The sequence below is a fragment of the Cytobacillus gottheilii genome (assembly GCF_001636345.1).
In the GTDB taxonomy this organism is placed as follows: domain Bacteria; phylum Bacillota; class Bacilli; order Bacillales; family Cytobacillaceae; genus Cytobacillus; species Cytobacillus gottheilii.
Genome location: NZ_KV440945.1, coordinates 3,171,445 through 3,192,092, shown reverse-complemented (window position 1 = coordinate 3,192,092; position 20,648 = coordinate 3,171,445). Strand labels below are relative to the sequence as shown.

The 20,648-nt window shown below is 38.2% G+C and carries 18 protein-coding genes and 1 other annotated feature; of the genes, 14 read left to right on the top strand and 4 right to left on the bottom strand.

Translation table 11 applies throughout. The features are described 5' to 3' along the window. The first annotated feature begins 31 nt into the window (after nt 1-31). Nucleotides 32-2,638 carry an ATP-dependent chaperone ClpB gene (clpB, locus tag A6754_RS15395; RefSeq protein WP_066447573.1) on the top strand — a complete coding sequence of 869 codons (2,607 nt, stop codon included), beginning with the start codon at nt 32-34 and terminating at the stop codon, nt 2,636-2,638. 58 nt (nt 2,639-2,696) lie between these two features. Here clpB and A6754_RS15390 read toward each other — a convergent pair whose 3' ends face one another. Then, on the bottom strand, nt 2,697-2,888 hold the full coding sequence (locus A6754_RS15390) for a YjzD family protein (RefSeq protein ID WP_066447571.1): 192 nt from the start codon (nt 2,886-2,888) through the stop codon (nt 2,697-2,699). Between the two features lie 488 nt (nt 2,889-3,376). On the opposite strand from A6754_RS15390, the gene A6754_RS15385 reads away from it, so the two are divergent. The 4 genes from A6754_RS15385 to A6754_RS15370 all read left to right on the top strand — a co-directional run bounded on the left by A6754_RS15385 (nt 3,377) and on the right by A6754_RS15370 (nt 6,323). Beyond that, a complete protein-coding gene (locus tag A6754_RS15385; RefSeq protein ID WP_066447570.1) occupies nt 3,377-4,117 on the top strand; it encodes a hydrolase in 741 nt (246 codons plus the stop codon). 45 nt (nt 4,118-4,162) lie between these two features. Further along, a complete protein-coding gene (locus A6754_RS15380; protein WP_066447568.1) occupies nt 4,163-4,975 on the top strand; it encodes a hypothetical protein in 813 nt (270 codons plus the stop codon). 171 nt (nt 4,976-5,146) lie between these two features. Then, nucleotides 5,147-6,115, top strand: coding sequence for a BMP family ABC transporter substrate-binding protein (locus A6754_RS15375; RefSeq protein WP_066447563.1), 969 nt, complete (start codon nt 5,147-5,149; stop codon nt 6,113-6,115). A gap of 16 nt (nt 6,116-6,131) precedes the next feature. Further along, a complete protein-coding gene (locus A6754_RS15370; protein ID WP_066447561.1) occupies nt 6,132-6,323 on the top strand; it encodes a ComZ family protein in 192 nt (63 codons plus the stop codon). A gap of 128 nt (nt 6,324-6,451) precedes the next feature. Here the strand turns inward: A6754_RS15370 and A6754_RS15365 are convergent, their stop codons facing one another. Then, complete coding sequence (locus A6754_RS15365; protein WP_066447559.1) at nt 6,452-6,769, bottom strand: hypothetical protein; 318 nt, start codon at nt 6,767-6,769, stop codon at nt 6,452-6,454. Between the two features lie 279 nt (nt 6,770-7,048). Between A6754_RS15365 and A6754_RS15360 the strand changes: the two genes are divergently transcribed. From A6754_RS15360 to A6754_RS15320, 9 genes are all read left to right on the top strand, one after another. Beyond that, nucleotides 7,049-7,981: a beta-ketoacyl-ACP synthase III gene (locus tag A6754_RS15360; protein ID WP_066447557.1), complete on the top strand. Its 933-nt coding sequence runs from the start codon at nt 7,049-7,051 to the stop codon at nt 7,979-7,981. A gap of 39 nt (nt 7,982-8,020) precedes the next feature. Continuing rightward, nucleotides 8,021-9,259, top strand: coding sequence for a beta-ketoacyl-ACP synthase II (gene fabF, locus A6754_RS15355; RefSeq protein WP_066447554.1), 1,239 nt, complete (start codon nt 8,021-8,023; stop codon nt 9,257-9,259). A gap of 195 nt (nt 9,260-9,454) precedes the next feature. Beyond that, entirely contained in the window at nt 9,455-10,183 is a 729-nt protein-coding gene (locus A6754_RS15350) for a DUF2268 domain-containing putative Zn-dependent protease (protein WP_082851704.1), read from the top strand. 277 nt (nt 10,184-10,460) lie between these two features. Then, nucleotides 10,461-11,447 carry an ABC transporter ATP-binding protein gene (locus A6754_RS15345; protein WP_066447546.1) on the top strand — a complete coding sequence of 329 codons (987 nt, stop codon included), beginning with the start codon at nt 10,461-10,463 and terminating at the stop codon, nt 11,445-11,447. Further along, a complete protein-coding gene (locus tag A6754_RS15340; protein WP_066447545.1) occupies nt 11,444-12,463 on the top strand; it encodes an ABC transporter ATP-binding protein in 1,020 nt (339 codons plus the stop codon). The genes A6754_RS15345 and A6754_RS15340 overlap by 4 nt, the downstream gene beginning before the upstream one ends. A gap of 153 nt (nt 12,464-12,616) precedes the next feature. After that, nucleotides 12,617-14,275 carry a peptide-binding protein gene (locus A6754_RS15335; RefSeq protein ID WP_066447542.1) on the top strand — a complete coding sequence of 553 codons (1,659 nt, stop codon included), beginning with the start codon at nt 12,617-12,619 and terminating at the stop codon, nt 14,273-14,275. 189 nt (nt 14,276-14,464) lie between these two features. Further along, a complete protein-coding gene (locus A6754_RS15330; protein WP_066447539.1) occupies nt 14,465-15,415 on the top strand; it encodes an ABC transporter permease in 951 nt (316 codons plus the stop codon). Between the two features lie 13 nt (nt 15,416-15,428). Further along, a complete protein-coding gene (gene opp4C / locus A6754_RS15325; protein ID WP_066447535.1) occupies nt 15,429-16,343 on the top strand; it encodes an oligopeptide ABC transporter permease in 915 nt (304 codons plus the stop codon). 302 nt (nt 16,344-16,645) lie between these two features. Beyond that, nucleotides 16,646-17,389: a YjbA family protein gene (locus A6754_RS15320; RefSeq protein ID WP_066447532.1), complete on the top strand. Its 744-nt coding sequence runs from the start codon at nt 16,646-16,648 to the stop codon at nt 17,387-17,389. Nucleotides 17,390-17,531: 142 nt separating this feature from the next. On the opposite strand, the gene A6754_RS15315 is transcribed toward A6754_RS15320, so the two are convergent. Continuing rightward, on the bottom strand, nt 17,532-18,890 hold the full coding sequence (locus A6754_RS15315) for an IS1182 family transposase (RefSeq protein ID WP_066441451.1): 1,359 nt from the start codon (nt 18,888-18,890) through the stop codon (nt 17,532-17,534). A gap of 173 nt (nt 18,891-19,063) precedes the next feature. Next, a complete protein-coding gene (gene trpS, locus A6754_RS15310) occupies nt 19,064-20,053 on the bottom strand; it encodes a tryptophan--tRNA ligase (RefSeq protein WP_066447528.1) in 990 nt (329 codons plus the stop codon). 70 nt (nt 20,054-20,123) lie between these two features. Beyond that, nucleotides 20,124-20,352, bottom strand: a binding site (T-box leader). Nucleotides 20,353-20,648 lie beyond the last annotated feature (296 nt).

Genomic DNA, 20,648 nt, shown 5'->3' with positions numbered 1-20,648 from the left:
AGGTCAATAATGGTCAAAGGAGGATGTGCGGATGGATATAAATTCAATGACACAGCATGTTCGGGAAGGGTTAATAAGTGCGCAAAACTTAGCTGTTCGCAAAGAACATCAGGAAGTTGATGATCTGCATCTGCTTTATTCACTTATTGTAAAAACAGAAGGATTAACTTCATCAATCTTAAAAGCAGCATCCATTAATGCGGATCAGCTGATCCATAATATTGAAAATCAACTACAAACAAAACCACAAGTTTCCGGCAGCGGAATTAAGGCAGGAACATTATATATTACAAATACACTTCAACAAGTATTAGCTGAAGCAGAAAACCTTATGAAAACGTGGCAAGACGAGTATTTATCTGCCGAACATTTTTTGTTGGCATTGTTAAAAGTGAAGAAATCGGCAGCAGGGAAACTGCTGAGAGAATCAATTAATGAAGAAGGTAAATTAGAGGGAATCATTAACCAAATAAGGGGGAATCAGCGCGTGACCTCGGAAAATCCAGAAGCAACTTATGATGTGCTGAAAAAATACGGAAGAGACCTTGTCGAAGAGGTAAGAGCAGGTAAGGTGGATCCAGTCATTGGCCGTGATCAGGAAATACGCAATGTTATTCGGATATTATCACGCAAAACCAAAAACAACCCGGTATTGATCGGTGAACCGGGAGTTGGGAAAACAGCAGTTGTAGAAGGACTTGCACAGCGGATTGTCAGAAAAGATGTTCCAGAAGGTTTAAAAGACAAAACGATTTTTTCACTTGATATGAGCTCTTTAATCGCAGGAGCAAAGTTTAGAGGAGAGTTTGAAGAAAGGCTAAAAGCGGTATTAAATGAAGTGAAAAAGAGCGATGGGAAAATACTGCTGTTTATCGATGAGCTTCACACCATAGTTGGCGCAGGAAAAACAGAGGGTGCTATGGATGCCGGCAACATGCTTAAGCCCATGCTTGCCCGAGGAGAACTGCATTGTATAGGGGCAACCACTTTGGATGAGCATCGCAAGTATATTGAGAAGGATCCAGCACTTGAACGGAGGTTTCAGCAAGTTTTAGTACAAGAGCCTAATGTGGAAGATACAATCTCCATTTTAAGAGGGCTAAAAGAACGGTTTGAAATTCATCATGGAGTAAATATTCATGACCGTTCTCTAATTGCTGCTGCCACCCTATCTGACCGCTATATTACAGATCGATTTTTGCCAGATAAGGCGATTGATTTAATAGATGAAGCATGTGCAATGATCCGTACGGAAATGGATTCAATGCCAACTGAGCTAGATGAGGTAACAAGAAGAGTCATGCAGCTGGAAATTGAAGAAGCTGCACTGCAAAAGGAGAAAGATGCCGTAAGTAAAGAACGGCTTGTTATCCTGCAAGAAGAACTTTCTGCTTTAAAAGAAAAAGCAAAAACCATGCAGACAAAATGGCTGCTCGAAAAAGAAGGAATTCAACGATTACAGGAGAAAAGAGAACAATTAGAAAAGCATCGACGTGACTTGGAAGATGCGGAAAATAAATACGATTTAAACACCGCTGCTGAATTAAGACATGGGAAAATACCAATGCTGGAAAAAGAATTGAAGATGCTTGAGAAGGAAGTTAATGAAGGACAATCAGATAAGCTGGTACGGGAAGAAGTAACAGAGGAAGAAATTGCAGGGATTGTCGCCAGATGGACAGGCATCCCTGTTGCAAAGCTAGTAGAAGGAGAACGTGAGAAGCTGCTTCGGCTGGAGGAAATCTTACAAGAAAGAGTTATTGGCCAAAATGAGGCAGTTCAGCTTGTGTCTGATGCAGTAATTAGAGCACGTGCTGGTATTAAAGATCCCCATCGTCCAATCGGTTCTTTCTTATTTCTGGGACCAACAGGAGTAGGTAAAACAGAGCTGGCCAAAGCATTGGCACAAGTGTTATTTGACAGTGAAGATCAAATGATTCGTATTGATATGTCGGAATATATGGAAAAACATTCAGTGTCAAGATTAGTTGGTGCTCCTCCAGGGTATGTTGGCTATGAAGAAGGAGGACAGCTTACTGAAGCAGTAAGACGAAAACCGTATTCGGTCATCTTATTAGATGAAATTGAAAAAGCACATCCTGAAGTTTTTAATATTTTACTGCAGGTGTTAGATGATGGACGAATTACTGATTCACAAGGAAGAATGGTTGACTTCAAAAATACAGTGATTATTATGACATCCAATATAGGTTCAAATTTCTTACTGGAACGCGATGAAGTGCGAGAGAGTGACTATATTATAGAAGAAACTAGAAATAAAGTACTTCATCAGCTTAGAAATCACTTTAAACCAGAGTTTATCAACCGCATAGATGAGATTATTCTCTTTAAACCTTTATCGCTTGCCGATTTACATGGAATTGTAAGAAATATGCTAAATGAACTTCAAGAAAGATTGACCGATCAGCAAGTGAATTTACGAATAACGGATCATGCAGTTGAATATATTGCTGAAAATGGCTATGACCCTATTTATGGTGCTCGACCGTTAAAACGCTATATTCAAAAAAATGTAGAAACAGCACTGGCAAAGGAAATTATCTCTGGGACGATAAAAGAAGAAAGTGACGTTGTCATTGCTCTGGAGGAAAATAAACTGACAGTAGCCGTAAAATGAAAAATCTTATCAAATAAAATATCGTCAGCCTGAAAACAGGCTGACGATATTTTAACAATTAATGAATCGCTTTTTTCTCTGCAGGCTCGTCTGGAATGATGGCAGGAATAACATAAATTAATAGAGTTGCTGCAACTGCAAGGATCGCACTAGTTTGAAAATCATAAGAAGCGCCTAGCATATTACCCGCAACATACGATAGCATTTGAACAAGCAGAAATGTCCAAATGAAAGTCCACAAATACTTCATCAATAGTTCACCTCTTACATAATTGAATCCCTTTACATCTTACCATAACAACCCAAAATAATAAACTTGAATGTGGCAAGAAAAGCGGAAGCGCCTTGCTCAGCTCCGACAAGCTTAAGGCGAGCCTGGCAAAAGGTCGTACTTTGACCTTATGCCAGGTTTGACTTAAGACCTCGAGGGGCTAGGCGCTGCAGCTGGACAGAGAAAAGCGGAAGGCGCTTGCCCAGGGGCGACAAGCATAAGACAGGCCAGGCAGAAGGTTGTTCTTTAACCTTTTGACTGGAATGGCTTATGACCTCGAGCCCCTAGCGCCTGGAGCTGGACAGAGAAAAGCGGAAGCGCCTTGCTCAGCCCCGACACCTCAAGTGGCTAGCCGCTGAGAGATTAATGATGCTTTGGTATTCTCCAAAAATAGGTAATATCCCATTCCAATTCAACTATCCAAGCATACATTGAATATGAACGAAAAATAAAAGGAGTTTTTGGAAATGAAACACCGAAACTTTAAGATGGATACTGAATGGAGCATGATTCATTACCCTGATAAGCCAAGTGGTTTCGGTATATTAATTATCGGGGATGAAAGGCACTTCGTAGACGAAAACAGCAGTTTTTGGACTCAAAATGAAGGAAAAGCAGCATTAATTCACAAACTTGAAGAAGCAGGATATACGATCTTTTATTCCAATTTATTCGGAAGAAACTGGGGAAGCAATGAAGCGGTTCAAATGGCGAAAACCCTGTATGGTTATGTGACACGGACTGAAATTCTTAATGATAAAATTCATATAATTGCAGAAGGTATGGGGGCTTTGGCCGGATTAAAGTTAATGGACGTGATGGGGGACAAAATCCGTTCAGCGGTATTTATTAATCCTATATTATCTGTAAAAAACCACCTTAACCAAGAGAAAGAACATAAATTCTTTTATAAAAAATTATTAAAAGAACTTGCGGCCTCATATAAAACGGAAAGCAGTAAAGTCATTGAATTGGTCAATACCTATGATGAACAATATTTAATTGAAAACTTAAAATCACCAGTAAAAATCATTCATGTATTATCCGGGGGAAAAGCGTATAAGCAATCAAATATGCTCAAACAGCTTTCTGTAAAATGGAAGGATGAAGAAGCGCCGATATCCGTCTATTATATTGTTCCTGAGAAAATGCAGCTGATGGGGACGCAAATGATCGGTTTTTTTAAAAAATATGAGAAAGTGCTGTGAATCTTGTGCATACGCTACAGTAAGGATGTACTTGGGAGGATTTATATGAATGATTCAGTAATCATATATGGCGGTTTTGATTTTATTGGTTTTCATCTCACTAAAGGGCTGCTTGATGAAGGTTATAGCATATCATCAGTAAGATCAGACTTAATCGCTGATGATATGCTTGAAAACAAGCGTCTTGAGCTAGGGAGAAATGCAAACTTCTTAGAATGGGATGACTTAAAAGAACCATTTGGCAGCGAGGTGCCAAAACACATTTTTTTTGACTTTTATAGTTTGTACTTGCGCAATGACACGAAAAGAATTAAAGAGATGTATGGCAAATGGATAGAACATGCAAAAAGTGCGGCAGGAGCAGATACAGAGATTACGCTATTATTGCCAGTTCAGATGGAGATAAATCAAGATATCTGCAAGTCAGAAATAAAAGAAGCTTTTAAGGAACACGAAAATAAGTTATGTTTCATCTTTTTGCCGACTATTTATGGTGAATGGCAGCCTGAAGAATTTGCCTTTCAACAGGCATGTTTAAAAAAAGCAGATCAAGCTGGCACTTTAACGATCAGTGGCCGCGAATGGCAAGAGGATGCTATTTATGTTCAGTATACCATTAAGGCGATATTGGATATCTTCGAAAAAGGATCATCTGGAGATTGGTTCGTTCGAAATAAGATTGCTGGGCAATGGCAGCACTGTGCTGCACTCTTAGAGATTGAAAAAGAATACATTCGAAATACAGAGAGAGAAGCAAAGCTTCCAGAACACCTGCACATTTATGAAATCGAATCCGATGAAGAGAAATGTGAGGGCATAAAAAAACAGAAGCAACATATTGTATTCAACCGTATATAGCTGTGCATACTCTGCAGTGAAAAATCAAGTATAAAGAAGCCTGTATAAGTGATATTGGAAAAAAATCTTTTCAAACAGCGTCATAGCAAGGTAAAATAGGACTAGTGCAGGAAAATTTCACCTAGATTGAAAGTTTTGCAGCTTTCCAAATGAGAGGCGGAGAAAGAAGAGATGCATCTTTTATTCAAGAAATTCGGGTTCCTTCTTTTGTGCCTTATTTTTTTATCTTCATGCGGACAGGCTATGTCGCCAGGAACATTGCAGAAGGCTGGTTTATTAGTGCCTGACACAGTGAACGATCAAGTATGGGGAACAAAAGGCTATAAAGGAATGCTAAAGATTCAATCTCATTATAATATTGAGGTTTATTATAAAGAGGGGATGAACTCTGCAGCGATCGTCCAGCGTGCAGTAGAGGAATTTGATCAAAAAGGTGTCAACCTTATTTTTGGGCATGGAAATGAGTATGCTGAATATTTTAATGATTTTTCCGAAGACTATCCTCATATACAGTTTGTCAGCTTTAATGGTGATGCAAAAAACAAGAATACGACAAGCCTGGGATTTGAAGGATACGCAATGGGGTTTTTCGGTGGAATGGTCGCGGGTCATATGACAAAAACAAATACGGTTGGCGTGTTGGCGGCTTTTGAATGGCAGCCTGAAATAAAGGGATTTGCTGAAGGCGCAAAATTCCAAAATAAAGATGTTAATGTTAAAATAGAATACGTCGGAGGCTGGGACGATCATGAAACAGCCAATATCATGCTGGGGAAGCTAAATAATACAGGTGCGGATGTTATTTACCCTGCTGGAGATGGCTACAATGTCCCGATAATCGAAAAAATAAAAGAAAACGGGCAATATGCGATCGGTTATATCTCGGATCAGAGTGATCTTGGGGAATCAACGGTGTTAACAAGTACCATTCAGCATGTCGATGTCTTATATGAGCTTGTTGCTGATAAGTTTAACAATGGAGAGCTGCCATCAGGGAATTTATCTTTTGATTTTCAAGATGATGTCATTTCATTAGGTAAGTTTAGTCCAGTGGTGGATCAAGTTTTTAAAGAAGAAATGAACCAAGCAATCAATCAGTATAAAAGCACAGGAAAGCTGCCAAATAATGAGCAGCAGTAAAACGGAGGATCTAACTATGCAAGCAAATGATAAAACGATGGAATTTATGGCGATCGCAATGAAGTACTTACCGGAAGCGAAGCAGCAGCTTGAAGAGGCTGGAGTAGAGCTTTCTATGGAAATGATTCAGCCATTTATGTCGTTATTTACAAAAGTTATGAATGAGGCGTACGAGCTAGGAAAAGAAGATGCATTAAAAGAAGACTAAAACCGGCTGATGCCGGTTTTTTTGCATTTTACATTAGCAGTGCAGAAAATAACCGGCACTGGACAACTTACAACGAAGTATATTTGCTTTTATGGTTTCCTCTTTACTCAAGGAGAAATGTGATTTGATTAGTCTTTTTTATTTAAAAACTTTTGCAGTAGCGGCCCGGCTTTTTTCATCAATGGCTTCAATTCACCAACAGATGACATCAATGTGCCAAGATTATTCATTAGCCCATCCAAATCAACATTTTCAAGGATCTGTTCAATCTTTTGCTGTGCAGCGCTATTAACGTCTTTATCCTCTTTATCCTCTTTAAACTCTATGTCTTCAGCTTTTCTTCTGCCTAAAATCCAGTCCTGCTTTACAGAACGCTCTTGTCTATTGCTCCCAAACATTAACTGAGAGAAAGGGTCCTGTCTAAATTCTTTGTCTTTATCACTCACTTGAGTCTCCCCCCGCCTACACTCATTGCTTTTTACTAGAATGAGTCTGAAATAATCGAAAACAGCACAAACTAAAAATATATAAAAGGTTTTAAAGAATTCTACATACAGATCTTCTTTTAGTCATAGTATATGTGTTTAATTTCAAAGTGTATGGACATTCATATCAATTAGTTGCAAAAGTGGCCCTATTTTTGATAAAATTAGTACCAAGTCATAATAATTGATAATAATATTAAATATTGGATTGCAATGACCATTATGTTGGGAGTGGAAAATATGAATGCAGGTGTACTAGGTCTCGGCAGAGCATTACCTGAAAAAATTTTAACAAATAGTGATCTTGAAAAGATGGTAGATACATCTGATGAGTGGATCCGAACACGCACAGGTATTCGTGAAAGAAGGATCGCTGATGATCAGACAGATACGTCTGATTTAGCTTACCAATCTGCAGTAGAAGCATTAAAAAATGCGAATATAACAGCGGAAGAACTTGATTTGATTCTTGTAGCGACAGTAACACCAGATCAGCCTTTTCCAAGTGTAGCATGCATGCTGCAGGAACGGCTTGGTGCTAAAAAAGCTGCAGCTATGGATCTTAGTGCAGCATGTGCTGGGTTTATGTATGGCATGATCACAGCGCAGCAATTCATTAAGACTAACGCCTATAAATACGTCCTAGTTGTCGGTGTAGAGAAACTTTCTAAAATTACAGATTGGGATGACAGGAATACAGCTGTCTTATTTGGAGATGGAGCAGGTGCAGCAGTAATGGGACCGGTGTCAGAAGGAAGAGGAATTTTATCTTTTGAACTGGGAGCTGATGGATCTGGCGGAAAGTACCTTTACCAAGATGAGAATATTGTTATGAATGGCCGAGAGGTCTTCAAATTTGCAGTAAGACAAATGGGTGAAAGCTGTATTAATGTCTTAGAAAAAGCAGGATTATCAAAGGAAGATGTTGACTTTTTAATCCCTCATCAGGCTAATATAAGAATTATGGAAGCTGCTCGTCAACGCCTTGACCTGCCGGTTGAAAAAATGTCAATGACCGTTGAAAAATACGGAAATACCTCTGCTTCCTCTATTCCCATTGCAATGGTAGAAGAGCTGGAGGCCGGAAAAATTAAAGATGACGATCTGATTGTTATGGTCGGTTTTGGCGGCGGTTTAACATGGGGTGCAATTGCACTTCGCTGGGGAAGATAAATTTTAATCACAATAACATTTAAAGGGGCGGTATGATTTATGAACAAGAGGAGAGTTGTCGTTACGGGAATTGGTGCTGTAACACCACTCGGGAATAATGCACAGACATCTTGGGGTAATGTTAAAGAAGGTAAATCAGGTGTCGGACCATTAACGAGGTTAAATGCAGATGAATATCCAGCAAAGGTAGCAGCAGAAGTAAAAGATTTTAATGCTGAAGAATTTATAGATCGTAAAGATGCACGTAAAATGGATAGGTTTACCCATTATGCCATTGCAGCTTCATTAATGGCTGTAGAGGATGCTAAGCTTGAAATCAATGATCAGAATGCGGAACGTATTGGGGTATGGATTGGTTCAGGGATTGGCGGAATGGAAACATTTGAAAATCAGTTTGAAACCTTTTTAAATCGCGGATACCGCAGAGTCAGCCCATTTTTTGTTCCAATGATGATACCAGATATGGCAACAGGGCAGGTTTCTATTACATTAGGTGCAAAAGGCTTTAACTCTTGTACCGTAACAGCATGTGCAACAGGTACAAATTCAATCGGAGATGCCTTTAAGGTCATACAGCGCGGAGATGCTGATGCCATGATCACTGGAGGTGCAGAAGCACCAATTACAAGGATGTCTGTTGCCGGTTTTTGTGCAAATACTGCTTTATCAACGAATCCAGATCCACAGACAGCGAGCAGACCGTTTGATAAAAATCGTGACGGGTTTGTTATAGGAGAAGGTGCCGGAATCCTTGTACTAGAGGAAATGGAGCATGCATTAGCACGAGGAGCGGAAATTTACGCAGAAATTGTTGGGTATGGCGCAACTGGCGACGCATATCATATAACAGCTCCTGCGCCAGGCGGAGAAGGCGGAGCACGAGCGATGAAAATGGCAATTAATGATGGAGGCTTAACTCCAGAAGATATCGATTATATTAATGCCCATGGAACAAGCACAGATTATAACGATAAATTCGAAACATTAGCCATTAAAGAAGTGTTTGGAGACCATGCTTATAAACTTGCTGTAAGTTCTACAAAATCAATGACTGGCCATTTATTAGGAGCAGCTGGCGGTGTTGAAGCTATTTTCACACTGATGGCAATGAAGGAAAACATTCTTCCTCCTACCATTAATTACGAAACACCTGACCCAGAGTGCGATTTAGATTATGTGCCAAACCAGGCAAGAGAAAAAGAAATTAAAGCAGCTATGAGTAATTCACTAGGATTTGGCGGCCATAACGCAACCATCGTCTTTAAGAAATTTAGTTAAAAATAAACGAAAGCTGACTCCATTGAAAATGGGAGTCAGCTTTTTTGCATAAATGGCACACACGAACCAAGACATTCGTTCTTTCATAACCTATTGAATGAGGAAAGTAAAGGAGACGATTGACTTGGGATTATAAACACCAGTGAATGGCTGGAACAGCATTTTGATAAACCATTAGACATCATCAAAAAGATTATGCCGCTTTTTCATGAAGATGAGCCTGAAAAGCTATATCAGTACTTAAAGAGCTTTGGCATGTATACTCCTAACCGCAAAACCTATGATTATGTTCAGAAATTGCAAAAACAAGATGTATGGCTTCAGGTGAATGAGCTATTTAAAATGTATCAAAGGAAATGGAATGGACCAGATATCCCCATTTATATTTTTCCTGTTGAAGCAAAGCAATCCCTTTTTGTGAGACATCAGCTTGGAAAGTCAGGCGTTTCTTTTAAAGATAAAGTTTTTCTCTTTTTATCGCCTGCAGAAGACCCCAAAGAACTTGAAGCTTTATTCGTACATGAATACCATCATGTCTGCAGAATGAATAAATTAAAGAAAGCAGTTTCCGAGTATACCCTGCTGGATTCCATTGTATTAGAGGGTTTGGCAGAACACACAGTAAAGATCTGCTGCGGTGAAGATTATGTTTCTGACTGGTGCACATATTATACGGAAAAAGAAATTGAAGCCTATTGGAAACAGTTTATTAAACCATATTTAACGAAGAAGAAAAAAGAAAGGCTTCATGATCATGTATTATTTGGAAAAAGAAATGTGCCAGACATGCTTGGATATGCAGCTGGTTATGTAATTATTTGTAAATATGCAGAAAATAATCAAATTACCTTGTCAGATTCCCTTACAAAACCTACTGATGAATTTATATCTGCTTGGAATGCTGACACAGAAGCATTTGAGTAATATACCAAAAAGGAGAATGAAAATATTCTCCTTTTTTATTTAATCTGGAAAGCGTTGTCATTATTGGTTTATTTGCAATGTATTTAATAATAAATTTATTTTAAATTAATCAAAAAAGAATAATTTTAAAAAAACTTCTTGAACTCGTAATGTTTTTGTAATAATATACAGATAATTAATCTGAAAATTTCCGAAATTAATATATTCTAAAAAATAGAAAAACGCTATTTTAATATATTTATCGGAGTCTATTTTTTAAAGATGGACGGGGGATATTATGACAGCACTATTAGAACTCAAAAATTTAAAAACACACTTTATGAAAAAAAAGGCCAATATTCCAGCCGTTGATGGTGTTGATTTAACAATCCAAAAAGGAGAAACAGTAGCACTTGTTGGAGAATCCGGTTCTGGAAAAAGTATTACATCTCTCTCCATTATGCGGCTCATTCCTAGTCCGCCAGGTAAAATTGTTGATGGTCAAATTCTATTTAATGGACAGGATTTAGTTACACTTACAGATGATCAAATGTGTAAAATCCGCGGAAATGACATCTCAATGATCTTTCAGGAGCCAATGACATCATTAAATCCGGTTTTAACAATCGGAGAACAAATTATAGAAGTGCTGATGTATCATCAGAAATTGAATAAAAGCCAAGCAAGGACAAAAGCGGTTGAAATGTTAGAACTTGTAGGATTCTCAAGAGCAAAAGCTTTAGTCGACGAGTATCCTCACAGACTGAGCGGAGGCATGAGGCAGAGGGTCATGATCGCAATTGCGATGAGCTGTAACCCAAAACTTCTAATTGCTGACGAACCTACGACAGCATTGGATGTAACAATTCAAGCGCAAATTTTAGACTTAATGAAGGACTTGAGCAAAAAATACGATACTTCCATTCTACTGATCACACATGACCTTGGTGTCGTTTCAGAGGTGGCCGATAAAGTAGTCGTTATGTATTGTGGACAGGTAGTTGAAGAAGCAATGGTAGAAGATCTTTTTGATGAACCGCTTCACCCATATACAATAGGCTTAATGGGTTCCATCCCTTCATTAGATGATGATTTAGACAGACTGCAATCCATTGAAGGAAATGTGCCGCCACCCGAGCATTTTCCACAAGGCTGCCGATTTGCTCCACGCTGTCCGCATGCATTTGATAAATGCAGAAGCGCACTTCCAGCATTAATGGATGTTGAAGGCGGCTCACGGAAGGTACGTTGTTTCTTGCACGGAGATAAGGAGGCTACTTCATGAGTACATTAACAAAAAAAGATTCTAATTCTAGCATTATTACAGATTCAGACTATATCTTAGAAGTGAATGATCTAAAAAAACATTTTCCTGTTAAAGCGGGAATTCTTCAGCGCAATGTGGGTTCTGTTAAAGCAGTCGATGGATTGTCATTCAAAGTTAAAAAAGGGGAAACCATTGGGATTGTTGGAGAATCGGGCTGTGGAAAATCTACTGCTGGCCGTACACTAATAAGACTATACGAGCCTACTGCTGGAGATATCTTTTTTAAAGGCAGAAATATTAGCAAAATGAGCGAATCAGAATTGCGCAGAACAGTGCGTAAGGATATTCAAATGGTCTTCCAGGATCCTTATGCATCATTAAATCCAAGGAAAACATTAAAATCAATTTTATTAGAACCAATGAAAACTCATAACATGTATAAAGGAAAAGAACGTGAGGATAAACTTGATGAACTATTGGACCGTGTTGGTTTTAATCCATTGTTCATTAACCGATACCCACATGAGTTTTCCGGAGGGCAAAGACAGAGAATCGGGATTGCCAGAGCATTGACACTAAACCCAGACTTAATCATTGCAGATGAAGCTGTATCTGCTCTTGACGTGTCGATTCAAGCTCAAATTATTAACCTGATGAAAGATCTGCAGGAAGAAATGGGACTAACCTATGTATTTATCTCACATGACTTAAGTGTTGTCCGTCATATTAGTGATCGTGTTGGGGTTATGTACTTAGGGAAAATTATGGAGTTTGCTCCGAAAAAGGATATTTATGAAGAGCCGCTTCACCCATACACTCAAGCTCTATTATCAGCTGTTCCAACTCCGAGAAAGAAAGGCGCTGCACCAAGGGAGCGCATTATCTTAAAAGGTGATCTGCCTAGTCCGGCAAATCCTCCTGCAGGGTGTGTATTTCATACACGCTGTCCTGCAGCAACAGCAATGTGCTCAGAGAAAGTACCTGAATTTAGAGAAGTGAAAAAAGATCATTTTGTTGCATGTCATTTGTATTAACTTACTTAAAACAAATACCATTAGTTATTTTCCCTCTATATAGGGAAATAAACATAAGTTTTCAAAAATATTTGAAAGGGGGCGTTGCTGCAATAGCATACTCCGTTTCTAAAGATTTGCAATATTCACAAATAATATTTAGGGGGAAGATGAATGAAAAAGCAAGCATGGTTACTTAGTGTTCTTTTAGTATTATCAATGTTTCTTGCGGCATGTTCTGGAGGAGGCAATGATGCAGCAGATACTGAACCAGAAGAAGAGCCGGAAGCTCCAGCAGAACCAAGCGGTGAGCCAGTACAAGGCGGCGATTTGATCATTGGTTCATCTGGTGCACCAACAATGTTTAATGGTTTATATTCAAGTGATGCATCAAGCTCTGACATTGAAGGTATGATCTTTGATTCCCTAGTTGGATCAGATTTAGAATTCAATCCAGTAACTGACGGCGGTCTTGCTGAAGAAGTTGACGCAGCAGAAGACGGCTTAACTTATACAATCAAACTTAAAGAAGGCGCAACATTTCATGATGGTGAAGCATTAAATGCAGATGATGTTGTTTTCACATACAACATTCCATTAAGCGATGAATATGATGGCCCTCGTAAATCTTATTTTGAGGCAGTAGAATCTGTAGAGAAAATTGATGATTACACTGTTCAGTTCAACATGAGCAAAGTAGATGCTCAATTCCCAGTAGTTGGTCTAGGTTTCGGTATCCTTCCTGAGCATATCTTAGGAGACGTTCCAATTCCTGAACTTGGTGAGCATGAATTTAATACAAAGAACCCAATCGGTTCTGGTCCATTCAAGTTTGAAGAGTGGAGAGATGGCGAGTACGTTAAAGTTGTAGCTAATGAAGATTATTGGGATGGACGTCCATATTTAGATTCAGTAACATACAAAATTGTTCCAGATGCAAATGCTATTTTAGCACAGCTTCAAGCTGGAGATATTCATTATTATGCTGGAGTTGCTCAGCCTGACGTACCAACAGTTGAAAGCTTTGCAGATGCTGCAGGTATCCGTTTAGAAAGCGGCCTTGCTCTTTCTTACACATTCTTAGGACTTAACCAGCGTATGGAAATGTTCCAAGATGTATCAGTTCGTCAAGCAATTACACATGCAATCGATCGTGAAGCTATTGTTGAATCAGTTATGGCTGGATATGGTGAAGTAGCACACGTACCTGAAAGTCCATTAAGCTGGGCTTACAATCCAGATGTACCAAAGTTTGAATATGATGTAGAAAAAGCGAAGCAAATGCTTGCAGATGCTGGCTGGACTCCTGGCGATGACGGCATCTTAGAAAAAGACGGCGAAAGATTCTCTTTTGAAGTAAAAACAAACCAAGGTAATAAAGTGCGTGAAGATATCGTTGTTATTCTTCAGCAGCAATTAAAAGAAGTAGGAATTGAAATCGTTCCTCAAATCGTTGAGTTCAGCTCATTAATCGCTGATATCGACCCAGGCGTTTGGAACTTCGAAGGAATTGTATTAGGATGGAGCCTTGGAACTGATCCAGATCCAAGCGGAATCTTCCATACGAAAGAAATTGAAGCAGGATTAAACTTTACTGCATACTCTAATCCTGATCTAGATGTTCTTATGGACCAATCTCTACAAGAACTAGATAAAGAAAAGCGTAAAGAACAAATCGGTCAAGTTCAGCAAGGTCTTGCAGAAGATCAAGCATACACATTCTTATACTACCCTGAAGAATTCCGTGCATTGCCTGCAAACTTACAAGGTTATGAATTCCATGCGAAAAACCAACTTTACAAAATTAACAAATGGTGGTTAGAGCAAGAGTAATTCGTTTTACTGAAGAAAGGGAATGGAAATACCCTTCCCTTTCTTTATCTTTGAGTATAGGAAAATAAAAAAAATAGTTGTTAATTTAAACACGCGGACAAGCTTTTTAAATACTGAAAACCCTACAGGTTATATGTGATAACTGTATTTAGGATAAATAATAATTTATTAAGAGAAGGAGAATAGGCGATGGTCTCATATATTATTCGGCGAACAATAATGGCTATTCCCTTGCTATTTGGAATTACCATCCTATCATTTGCAATCATTCAAGCTGCACCAGGAGATCCAACATCATTAATGATGGATCCATCCATGAAACCTTCAGATAAAGAAGCGTTTCGAGAAAGATATGGACTAGATGAACCTATCCATATCCAATATATTACGTGGCTTGGAAATATGGCGCAGGGTGATTTTGGAGATTCAATCATTAAGCGGGGAACTCCTGTAAGTGAATTAATCATGAACAGGCTGCCAAATACTTTATTACTGATGCTGGTTTCAACTATTCTGGCAATTTTAATTGCTATACCTTTTGGAATATATTCGGCCATGAGGCCTTATACCAAGCTGGATTATACAGTCACTGTGACTTCTTTCTTAGGAGTAGCGACACCGAATTTCTGGCTCGGATTAATGTTAATCATGTTCTTATCCGTAACATTAGGCTGGTTTCCAACTGGTGGGGTAGCGACATTAAACGCCGACTTTAGTTTATGGGATCGAATTCATCACTTAATTCTTCCGGCTTTTGTGTTAGCAGTAGCAGATATGGCTGCACTAACAAGATACACACGTTCTTCAATGATGGATGTATTGAAACAGGATTATATCCGAACTGCAATGTCAAAAGGTTTTAAAGAGAAAAAAGTAGTTTTAAAACATGGTCTTAGAAATGGGATGATCCCAATCATTACGATTTTTGGTCTAATGCTTCCATCCTTTATTGGCGGAGCTGCGATTACGGAGAGAGTATTTGCATGGCCAGGAATTGGACTTTTATTCATTGAATCAGCCTTCCAGAGGGATTATCCAGTCATTATGGCATTAACAGTTATTTCAGCAGTATTTGTTGTCATTGGGAACTTATTAGCAGACATACTATACGCGGTCTTTGATCCGCGAATTGAGTATTAAAGGAGGGGTTACAGTGTCACAAGTTAATCCAGAAATATCACAAAAAGAATTAGAACTGAACCCCAATTTAATGGAAAAACCAGATACATTAACGAAAATCTTTATTAGAAAGTTTATGAAAAATAAATTGGCGGTTGTTGGAGCAATCTTTTTGCTCGCCATCGTATTAATATCAATTCTGGCGCCAATCATTTCTCCGCATCCATATGATCAGCAAAATTTGCTTGCCAAATTACAGCCTCCAAGTGCGGATTACTGGCTTGGAACTGACCGTTATGGCAGAGACATATTTACAAGGTTAATTTATGGAGGCAGAGTATCTCTCCTAGTAGCATTTGGTTCGGTATTAGGAGCAATTGTTATTGGAATTACAGTGGGAGCTCTAGCTGGCTATTTTGGAGGAATTGTAGATGCCGTTCTAATGCGCTTTGTAGATGTAATCATCTCTATTCCAAGTATTTTCCTACTAATTACAATTGTAACAATCTTCGGATCTAGCTTACAAAATCTAATCATTGTATTTGCTTTAACCAGTTGGACAGGGACGGCAAGACTTGTGCGAGGAGAGTTTTTATCACTAAGATCAAGAGAGTTTGTCCTTGCATCTAAAACAGTAGGAACTAAATCATATAAAATCATCTTTACACATATTCTTCCAAATGCAATGGGACCGATCATAGTTGCAGCTACATTGCTTGTTGGAGGGGTAATCTTATCAGAAGCGGCTCTCAGTTATTTAGGATTGGGAATACAGCCTCCGACTGCAAGCTGGGGGAACATGCTTCAGGATGCTCAGAACTATACAGTAATGCTAACAGCTCCATGGTATCCATTCTTCCCGGGATTCTTAATTCTGTTAACAGTACTAAGTGTTAACTTCATAGGTGATGGATTAAGAGATGCACTCGATCCTAAGACATTAGAATAGGCGGGCAAAACCACTGACAGTGTTAATGTCAGTGGTTTTTTTGTTTAAAAACGGCTTTTCAATGTTGCTTAGAAAAATTATATGGAAGGATTTGGAAAAGCCAATGTCCTTTGGATAGGATTAAAAGGGTCTTACATGAGGGATAAGGAGAATATGCAATCTTAAGTCATAGAAGATCAATCAACAGAATATATTAGATTAAATTGAGTTAAATCTATAATGGCTATATTTATTGTAGGAATAAATTTACTATTACATGCCCATACTGAGTGACAAATAGTTAGTGAAGTGGGGGTAAGTATATGTTATATCTTCATGATGTTTGGGTGAATTGGTTTGAAGGGGAAGAGAACGGATATAATGTATGCCATTTTCATGAATGGCGTAAGGACGATGGTGTTGAACTTCTGGATCAAGTGCCATTGCTGAAGGTTGACTCTGTATTATTCAATTATATTGAAAATGATCTCGCAGACATTCCACAGCAGCTTCTTGATGATATTTATCAAAAAGCGTATTTGAGAAAGAACCATGAGCGCGTTCAATTGGAATATTGCTTTGTTGTCACAGATGGGACAGGCATTGTTGCCGTTGATACAATAGGATATAGTATCCCAATCCGAAAAAGCCGTCTTATTCCAAGACAGGAACAGCTTGCATATGAAATGATTGCTGATCAAGATACAATTTCTTACTCTTTTTCATCATCAGCTGGAAAAGGTTTTCATATCCTTTCTCCATCACCTGACTTAATGGCAGGGCTAACAAGAAAAGAAAGACAGCTTAAACAGCTTTTGTTTATGGCATTGGATCAGCTGCACTCCTCCAAAAACGAAGCGGAAATTCGATATTGGTATACCGAATGGAGACCGGAAATTTATTCTGACATTCAAGCCATGAATTTTGAACATGCATGGGATCACCTTTTTGAAGAGAGCAAATATGGCTGGTCAAAAAAGCATGAAAGATTCTGTGAAAATTTAATAAAAGGACAGCCATTCTTTGAAAAATTATGGGAGATTGAGCATGGTTCGAGAGTGAATTAATAAAAAAACCTTCGATAAATGTCGAAGGTTTCAGATTGTAGACAAAAGGGGTTCGGAATGGTCTCATTCCGAACCCCTTTTGAAAGTTTTTTTCTATTTTTATTCCTTTAGAGGACAGAATGCAGCTATCCTATCCTCAGATTTATACTGTTTTTGGGTCCTGCCACGTCCAGTTGGCTATTTTCTTTAAATTCATGGACGCGAAAGTAAGCATCGCTTGCATCGACAATTTTTTAAGTCCCCTTAACGTTGTCCAACGCATTCCATGCTTTTCTTTTGCATCAGCGAAAACACGTTCAATCGTTTCCTTTCGCTTTGCGTATATTGGTTTTACATCTTTGTGATGGCGAAGATGTTCCACTTCCTCCACATATTCCTGCCAAATATGCCGGGTCACCACTTTTTGGTGATTCTTACTCTGTGTACATTGGTGCAATAATGAACAAGTGCCACAAGTCTGTTTCGATGATTTGTATTCACGGTAACCTTCCTTGGTGGTAGTTGAATAGTTCAAAATTTTGCCCGCTGGGCAAATATAACAATCAAAATGTTCATCATAAACATATTCGTGCTTTCGGAAGAATCCATCCTTTGTACGTGGTCTTGTATAAGGGAGTGCAGGTGTTATTTCATGTTCAATTAAGTACTTCGTGATGGCAGGTGTTTTATAAGCTGCGTCTGCGGCAACGGCTTCAGGTTTTCCAACTCTATCAATCACTCGTTCAACTAAAGGCTCAAGGATTCCACTATCATGAATGTTTCCTGGTGTAACTATATTTCCTAAGATAAATCCGTTGCGATCAGAGGCGGCATGAAACGAATAAGCAAACTGTTTAGTGCGTTCGTCTTTGACGTAGTAGCCACTTTCTGGGTCTGTGGTACTTTCTTTGATCTCTTTTGTTTCCTCTTTTTCAAATTTATCAGGTGGAAATGGCTTCTTCCCATGATCTTCACGGTCATCGTTGATTTCTGTCTGAAGCTGTTCTTGATATGCGCGTGTTTCCTTACGCACAACTTTCTTCGCAAATTTATGTTTATTCGCGCTTGCTTTTACGTGTGTCGAGTCAATAAAAACATGTTCAGCGCTAATTAATTTCTTTTCCGTGGCCGTTTTTAAGATTCGATAGAAGATCTGTTCAAATAGATCAGTATCTTTAAAACGACGCTCATAGTTTTTACCGAAGGTAGAGAAGTGAGGAACTTTATCATAAAATCCATATCCTAAAAACCAGCGATAAGCCATGTTTGTTTTTAGTTCCTCAATGGTTTGGCGCATGGACCGAATACCGAAGGTATATTGAATAAAAGTAAGCTTTATTAAAATTACCGGGTCAATACTTGGACGACCTACTTCTGAATATGTATCTTTCACTAAATCATAAATGAAGGAGAAGTCAATTGCAGCCTCCATTTTTCGTACTAAATGGTTTTCAGGTACCAGTTGATCTAACGTAACCATTTCAAGCTGATCACGTTGAATCGAATTATGTTTGGAAAGCATCTTTCATCACCTCTAACCTTATTCTCCTTTTATTCTAAAACAAAAAAGACTGTAGGCAAACTCGATTTTCATCGAGTTTGTCTACAGTCTGAAACCTTCGATAAATGTCGAAGGTTTTTTCTTGTTTATAAACTTAAAATAAGAATAGGAATGTTCGATATAAGAAGAATTATTTATCTGCGTTTTCTTCCAAGTCCCATCGCATTTTCCATTTTTTTAATCATCTTTTGAGCTACTTTATTTGCTTTATCTGCTCCATTATCCAGAATGATATCCAGTTCTTCTGAAGACATTAATTCATGATATTTATCTTGGATTGGTTTTAAGGCATTTACAACTACTTGTGCTAAATCACCTTTAAAATCTCCATATCCTTTCCCTTCATATATCGCTTCAATATCACTAATTTCTTTTCCAGTGAAGATGGAATAAATCGTTAATAGATTTGAAACACCAGGTTTAAGGTCTTTATCATATTTCACAATGCCATCAGAGTCTGTGACTGCGCTTTTAATTTTCTTTTCAATCACTTTTGGTTCATCTAAGATCGAAATAAACGATTTTGTATTCGGATCTGATTTGCTCATTTTCTTCGTTGGTTCTTGGAGGGACATAATTCTGGCCCCAACTTTAGGGATACGAACTTCAGGAATAGTGAAGATATCGTTATACTTTTTATTAAATCTTTCTGCTAAATCTCTTGTTAATTCCAAATGCTGTTTTTGATCTTCTCCAACTGGAACTAAATCAGTGCTATAAAGCAGAATATCAGCAGCCATTAATGGGGGATATGTTAATAATCCAGCAGATACTGCATCTTTGCCTTCTGATTTATCCTTAAATTGGGTCATTCTTTCTAATTCACCAATGTAAGATACACACTGCATCATCCATCCTGCTTGCGCATGTGCAGGAACTTCGGATTGGACGAACAAAGTTGCCTTTTCTGGATCAATACCTACAGCAATATAAAGTGCAGCAAGGCTGCGAATATTTTTTCTCAGTTCCAGACGATCTTGAGGAACTGTTATGGCATGCTGGTCAACAATGCAAAAATAACAGTTGTATTCATTTTGCAGTTCAATAAATTGTTTGAGTGCACCAATATAGTTGCCAAGCGTGATGGTACCGCTTGGCTGGATACCTGAAAAGATAGTTTTCATGTTATATTCCTCCTTAAATTATGGATGAGAAGAGAAAAAAAGGCAGCAAAAAGACCATTCGTCCCTAATATTTAGGGACGAATGGTCCGCGTTGCCACCCTAATTACTCAAAATGAGTCACTCTGTACCCGCAAAACTGCAGGCTGCCTAATAACGCAGACAATACGTAAAATAAAGAAATTAATTCTTTATACTTAAGCTCCAAAGTCCATTCTATTTACCCGGATTCCTGTTCCCACCAGCCACAGGATCTCTTAAAACCAGACAGTAAATGTACTACTCTTCATCATAGCCATTCTTTTATTAGTTAGTAAGATTATTATATAAGAAACTTAATTTGAATTCAAATGCATTGACTGATATTTTGCCCATTTTAAAATTCATTTCAATTTATTGAATAGAGGAGAAGGAGAGATTTGTCGAAAAATGACCCTTTTCGTAAAAAAAATTTAATCTTCAAAGTGTTAGTATATTAATATTTTTCAGCAAATTAAGACCTATGGTAGAACTTTCCTACTAAAAACTTACTTGCAATCAAGAAATAAAATACTTATAATAAAAATCACCAAACAATTTCTTTACAAAAATGTTACAT